The sequence below is a fragment of the Hyalangium sp. genome, from assembly GCF_035629615.1.
GTDB lineage: Bacteria > Myxococcota > Myxococcia > Myxococcales > Myxococcaceae > Hyalangium.
On the sequence record NZ_DASPHO010000873.1, the window covers coordinates 1 to 4,669 of the forward strand.

Below are 4,669 nucleotides of genomic sequence, written 5' to 3' on the forward strand. Positions count from 1 at the left end.
CCCAGCCGCGATCAAGAGGGGCCCGAAGACTCCGCCGAAGGTCTTCGAGGAATAGCCATTCGGTACGCCCCCAGGCCCCCAGTGGACCACCCACCGCTCTGGAAGCGCATCCCACTGACTGGCGAGCCACCCCGCGGCGGCCACCAGCATGGCTGGAGGAATGAATCTCATGACGACCGCATTGTAACGTCGCTTCCAGACACGGTCGTCTAGAGTCTGAGGTGTGACGAAAGATCTGCTGGACCTCGACGCCACTCCCGAGCGGCTCCGGGCGCTCGCCGTCGCGGGAGTACTACCACCCCAAGCGCTGGAGCGCGCACTGGAGCTGGCAGTGGCTTCTCCACCCAGGTCCTGGTGGCGGCGCTTCCTGTCCACCACCCTGCTGGGGCTGGGCGCCCTGCTGGGGCTCTCCGGCGTCATCTCCTTCTTCGCCTTCAACTGGGCGGCGCTCCACCGCTTCGGGAAGTTCGGGCTGCTCATGGCCGCCATCGCCGCCGCGGCGCTCGCCGCGTGGCGCCTGGGCGAGCGCACCGCCAGCCAGTTCGCCCTGCTCTTCGCGGCCGTCCTGGTAGGACCGCTCCTCGCCGTCTACGGACAGGCCTACCAGACCGGCGCGGACCCCTATGAGCTGTTCCTCGGCTGGGGAGCCCTCATCCTCCCCTGGGTGGTCCTCGCACGCTTCGCTCCGCTGTGGCTGTTCGAGCTCATCCTCGCCAACACCGCCGTCATCCTCTTCTGGGAGCAGGTCCTGGACGAGGAGAACCCCGCCGCGCTGGTGCTCACGCTCGCGGTGCTCAATGGCACGGCCTGGATCGTTACCGAGTTCCTCGCACACCGGCAGGTGAGCGGGCTCCAAGGCCGATGGCTCCCGCGCATCCTCGCGGTGATGACTCTCTTCCCGCTCATGAGCGCCGCAGAGGAGATGGCCGTGGATCTCAAAGCGGATGATGGCGCCCTGCAGATTCTCTGCGTCGCCCTGCTCGTCCTTGCGCTCGCGGGCATGTACGCCTTCCATCGCCAGGCCCGCAGCGAGCTGTTCTTCCTCACGCTGGGAGCCGCCTGCGTGGTGACGCTCGTCTCCACGCTGGTGGGGCGCGCCCTGTTCGACGGCCTGGAGGATGTCCTCGCGTTCCTGTTCATGCCCCTCGTGCTCATCGGTGAGATTGCGATCGTCGTCTGGTGGCTGCGGAACGAAGCCCGAACCCGGGGAACGGAGGACACCTGACATGGCGCTCAAACCCTCCCTCCGAGAGGTCCTCTCCCTCCTGCGCGAACAGGGCGCCGTCGCTCCGGGCACCGAGCTCCGGGCCATGACGGCCATGGAAGAGCACTGGCGCTCCGCCGCGGCGACGCCCTGGTACGTGCGCGTCCTCATTGGCTTCGGCGCGTGGATGGCCGCCTGCTTCCTGCTCTTCTTCTTCGGCCTCCTGATCAAGCTCCGGGAGGAGGTGGCCTTCCTGCTCCTCGGCCTCCTCCTCTGCGGCGCGACCGCCGGCCTGCGGCGCGTCTCGAGCCAGATCTTCCTCTCCCAGCTCTGTCTGGCCTTCTGCCTCACCGGCCAGGCCCTCTTCCTCTTCGGACTGGCCCAGATCACCGACAGTGCCACCGTCACAGCCCTGGGAGTCCTCCTCCTGGAGCTCGCCCTGCTCTTCCTCTACCCCGACCGCATCCTGCGCTTCCTCGCCACGATGGGAGCCGCGCAGGCGCTGCTGTTCCTCGCATACCAGTCGCACCACCTGGCGCCAGTGGACCTCACGCTGGTCGCCTTCGCCGCGCTCCTCCACTTCCTCTTTCTTCACCAGGCCCGGTTCCTCCGCGGCCCTCTTGCCGTCCTCGTCTCGCCCGTGTCGTTCGCTCTGGCCCTCGTCTTCTTCTGCGTCCTGCTGGGGCGCTGCTTCGTGCGCCTGGGCGCCGACTTCCGGATGGATACAGCAGAGAGCCCCATCGCCGTCCTGACGCTCGGGCTCGCCGTCGTGACGATGTACACCGCCGCTCGGATCCTTCAGGAGGTGGGACTCGAGGTCAGCGGGACCGCGGGCGCAACGGTGTTCGCCGCGCTCGGCCTCACGGCCCTGCTCACCCTCAACACCCCCGGCGTCATCGGAGCCGCGGGCATCCTGGCGCTCGCCTTCCACCGGCGCAGCGTGGTGATGCTGGGGCTGGCCGTGGCCTTCCTCGTCGGCTTCGGTGTCCTCTACTACTACGATCTCAGCTTGTCCCTGCTGGCCAAGTCGGGCGCTCTTCTCGGCAGCGGGCTGGTGCTGCTGGGCCTGCGGCTCTTCCTCCTGCGGCGCTTCCCCGCCACCACCGCGGAGGTCCCATGATGCGCAACGCCGTCATCTTCGGCGGGCTGGCCTTCGCGCTGCTCCTGCCCTCCGCGCTCATCACCCAGAAAGAGTCCCTGCTGGCTACCGGCAAGCCTGTGCTGCTGGAGCTCGCGCCCAGGGATCCGCGGTCGTTGATGCAGGGCGACTACATGGTGCTCGACTACGTCGTCAGCCGCGAGCGGGGCTGGAACAAGGACTGGCCCCGGGATGGCCGCCTGGTGCTGCGCCTGGACGAGGACGGCGTCGGCCAGTTCGTTCGCTTTCACGATCCCGGCACTCCGCTCGCCCCGGACGAGCTCCTGCTGAGGTACCGCGTGCGTGACAGGCGTGTCCGGCTGGGCGCGGAGGCGTTCTTCTTCCAGGAGGGCCATGCCCGCCGCTACGAAGCCGCCCGCTATGGCGAGCTGCGTGTCGCGCCCAACGGCACGAGTGTCCTCGTAGGACTGCGGGGCAAGGAGCGCGAGCCTCTGGGGGAAGCATCTCCGGCGGCGCCCAGCACCTCCGAGCCTTGAGGGCTCCAAGAAGGCGGGACAGCGCACAAATATGAAAGCGCGGAAGGAGCGGCCCCTCCTTCCGCGCTTCAGTCCCCCCGGCTGCATTGCGCTCGGTGAGGAGCACTGGACCTACCTATGCGTGCCGCATGCCAGCCTGAGAGACTTGTTGCTCTTTCGTGGAATCAAGGACTTGGCGAGTCCGTGCGGCGTGTTCTGCGTCGATCCCTGACGCAGCTGCGTCAACTCTGACGCAAATACCTCTTTTCCTTACACCACAGTGTCGGGCTGGAGGATGAAGACCCGATCCAGCCGGGTGCTGCCACGCGCCAGGGGAGCGTCCACCTGGTAGTCGAAGTCGTAGGTGGCCAGGAGGCGCAGGCCCGCGGAGCGGAAGAGGCGCCGGGCTTGGGGCTGATCATAGGTACGGAAGAACCACTCGGTCTCGATGAGCAGGTCCTTGCCAGGCCCGGTGATTCGCAGGCGGTTGCGCATGGGCGAGCGGCGGCGGCGGCGATCGGGCAGCCCCTCGCGCGTGTTGCAGATGACGGTGTCTCGGCCGACATGGCCGACCCAGCGCTCGCTCTCGAAGGTCTTGCGCGGGTAGTCGGTGAGGTGGAAGCCGAGCGCGTAGAGGCCCCCGGGCTTGAGCAGCCGCCGGGTGCTCTCCAGGTGGGCTCGGGCGGCGGCCCCGCTGTCCAGGTAGCGAAAGGTGGAGACGAGGTTGAAGGCCAGGTCCACCTGGCCCTCTAGCTCCGGCGCGGAGAAGGACTCCATGCGGGACTGGAAGAGGCGGACGCGGCGCCGCCGGGCCGGAGTGAGGCGGCGGCGGGCGTGCTCGAGCATGGGCTCGGAGATGTCATAGCCCACGATGTCGAGCCCCCGGCGCGCGGCCTCGGCGACGAGCCTCCCAGCGCCACAGGCGGGCTCGAGCCACTGCGAGCCTCCCGTGCCATGGAGCCGGTTCACCGCGAGGAGGAAGTCCATCTCCTTCTCGGTGTCAGTGCCGAAGATGGCCTCGTAGTACTTGGGGTGGGTGTACCAGTCGGAGCGTCGTTCCATGGGGGGCCGGACTCGGAGGGGCGCGCATCCTCCAGCCCGGCGAGCCGAAAGCCAAGCGGCTCGTGTCAGTGAGGGCTCACGGGCACCTGCTCGTAGCGGTCCGGGAACGGCCCGCGCGCATCGAGGAGGTCGATGGCGAGGCGCAGGAAGTCGGACTCGGTCACGATGCCCACGAGCTCTCCCTGGGCCCCCACCACGGGCAGACACCCGAAGCGGCCGTCCAGCAGCTTCTCGATCGCCTCTCGGGCGGAGGTATCGGGCGCCACGGTCTCCAGCTCGTGAGTCATCACCTCGCTCACGCTGAGGGACCGCGAGCCCTGCCCGACGGGCTGCCGGGCAAGCGCACGAATGAGATCCCGGTGGCTCACCATCCCCACGAGCTTGCGGTCCCGTACCACCGGGACGTGCCGGATGTGGTGGCGCTTCAAGAGGTCATCGACCTGGATGAGCGCGTCGTCCGCCTCCAGCGTGACGACTTCGCGAGTCATGAGTTCTCCGACCGTGAGCATGGACGCCTCTCCCCGTGTCTCCACAACACGGTGGGCTCCACCGCGAGCCCTGGCAAGCACCCAGGGGAGGGCTGCTCCCACGCTCCCTCGCTGCGGGTGCTCCGTGCAGCCCGGCTCAGTGCTCCCCCACCTGCGACAGCGCGAGCATCAGCAGCAGGCCGGCGATGAGCGCCACCAGGTTGCGCCCCTGCCGCTCCTTGCCATGCCGGCTGACGTGCGGGAGCAGATCCGACACGGCGATATAGAGGAACGTGCCCGCGGAGAACGCCAGCGCCCACGG

6 protein-coding genes and 1 pseudogene are annotated in these 4,669 nt (G+C 68.5%); 3 read left to right on the plus strand and 4 right to left on the minus strand.

Going from position 1 to position 4,669, the window contains the following annotated elements; genetic code table 11:
• Positions 1–171 (minus strand): DUF1648 domain-containing protein (locus VD972_RS45700; protein WP_414654235.1); only part of this gene is annotated, 171 nt, incomplete at its 3' end.
• Between the two features lie 52 nt (positions 172–223).
• On the opposite strand from VD972_RS45700, the gene VD972_RS43685 reads away from it, so the two are divergent.
• The 3 genes from VD972_RS43685 to VD972_RS43695 are packed head-to-tail and all read left to right on the plus strand — an operon-like array spanning position 224 to position 2,839.
• Positions 224–1,225 (plus strand): DUF2157 domain-containing protein, encoded by a 1,002-nt coding sequence (locus VD972_RS43685; RefSeq protein ID WP_324995755.1) that lies wholly within the window; start codon positions 224–226, stop codon positions 1,223–1,225.
• 1 nt (position 1,226) lies between these two features.
• Positions 1,227–2,324: a DUF4401 domain-containing protein gene (locus VD972_RS43690; RefSeq protein ID WP_324995756.1), complete on the plus strand. Its 1,098-nt coding sequence runs from the start codon at positions 1,227–1,229 to the stop codon at positions 2,322–2,324.
• Positions 2,321–2,839, plus strand: coding sequence for a GDYXXLXY domain-containing protein (locus VD972_RS43695; protein WP_324995758.1), 519 nt, complete (start codon positions 2,321–2,323; stop codon positions 2,837–2,839). The genes VD972_RS43690 and VD972_RS43695 overlap by 4 nt, the downstream gene beginning before the upstream one ends.
• A 249-nt stretch (positions 2,840–3,088) precedes the next feature.
• On the opposite strand, the gene VD972_RS43700 is transcribed toward VD972_RS43695, so the two are convergent.
• From VD972_RS43700 to VD972_RS43710, 3 genes and pseudogenes are all read right to left on the minus strand, one after another.
• Positions 3,089–3,880, minus strand: coding sequence for a class I SAM-dependent methyltransferase (locus VD972_RS43700; protein ID WP_324995760.1), 792 nt, complete (start codon positions 3,878–3,880; stop codon positions 3,089–3,091).
• A gap of 65 nt (positions 3,881–3,945) precedes the next feature.
• Positions 3,946–4,368, minus strand: a complete 423-nt coding sequence (locus VD972_RS43705) for a CBS domain-containing protein (RefSeq protein ID WP_324995762.1) — start codon at positions 4,366–4,368, stop codon at positions 3,946–3,948.
• A gap of 136 nt (positions 4,369–4,504) precedes the next feature.
• Positions 4,505–4,669: pseudogene (locus tag VD972_RS43710) on the minus strand (ZIP family metal transporter); the annotation flags it as partial.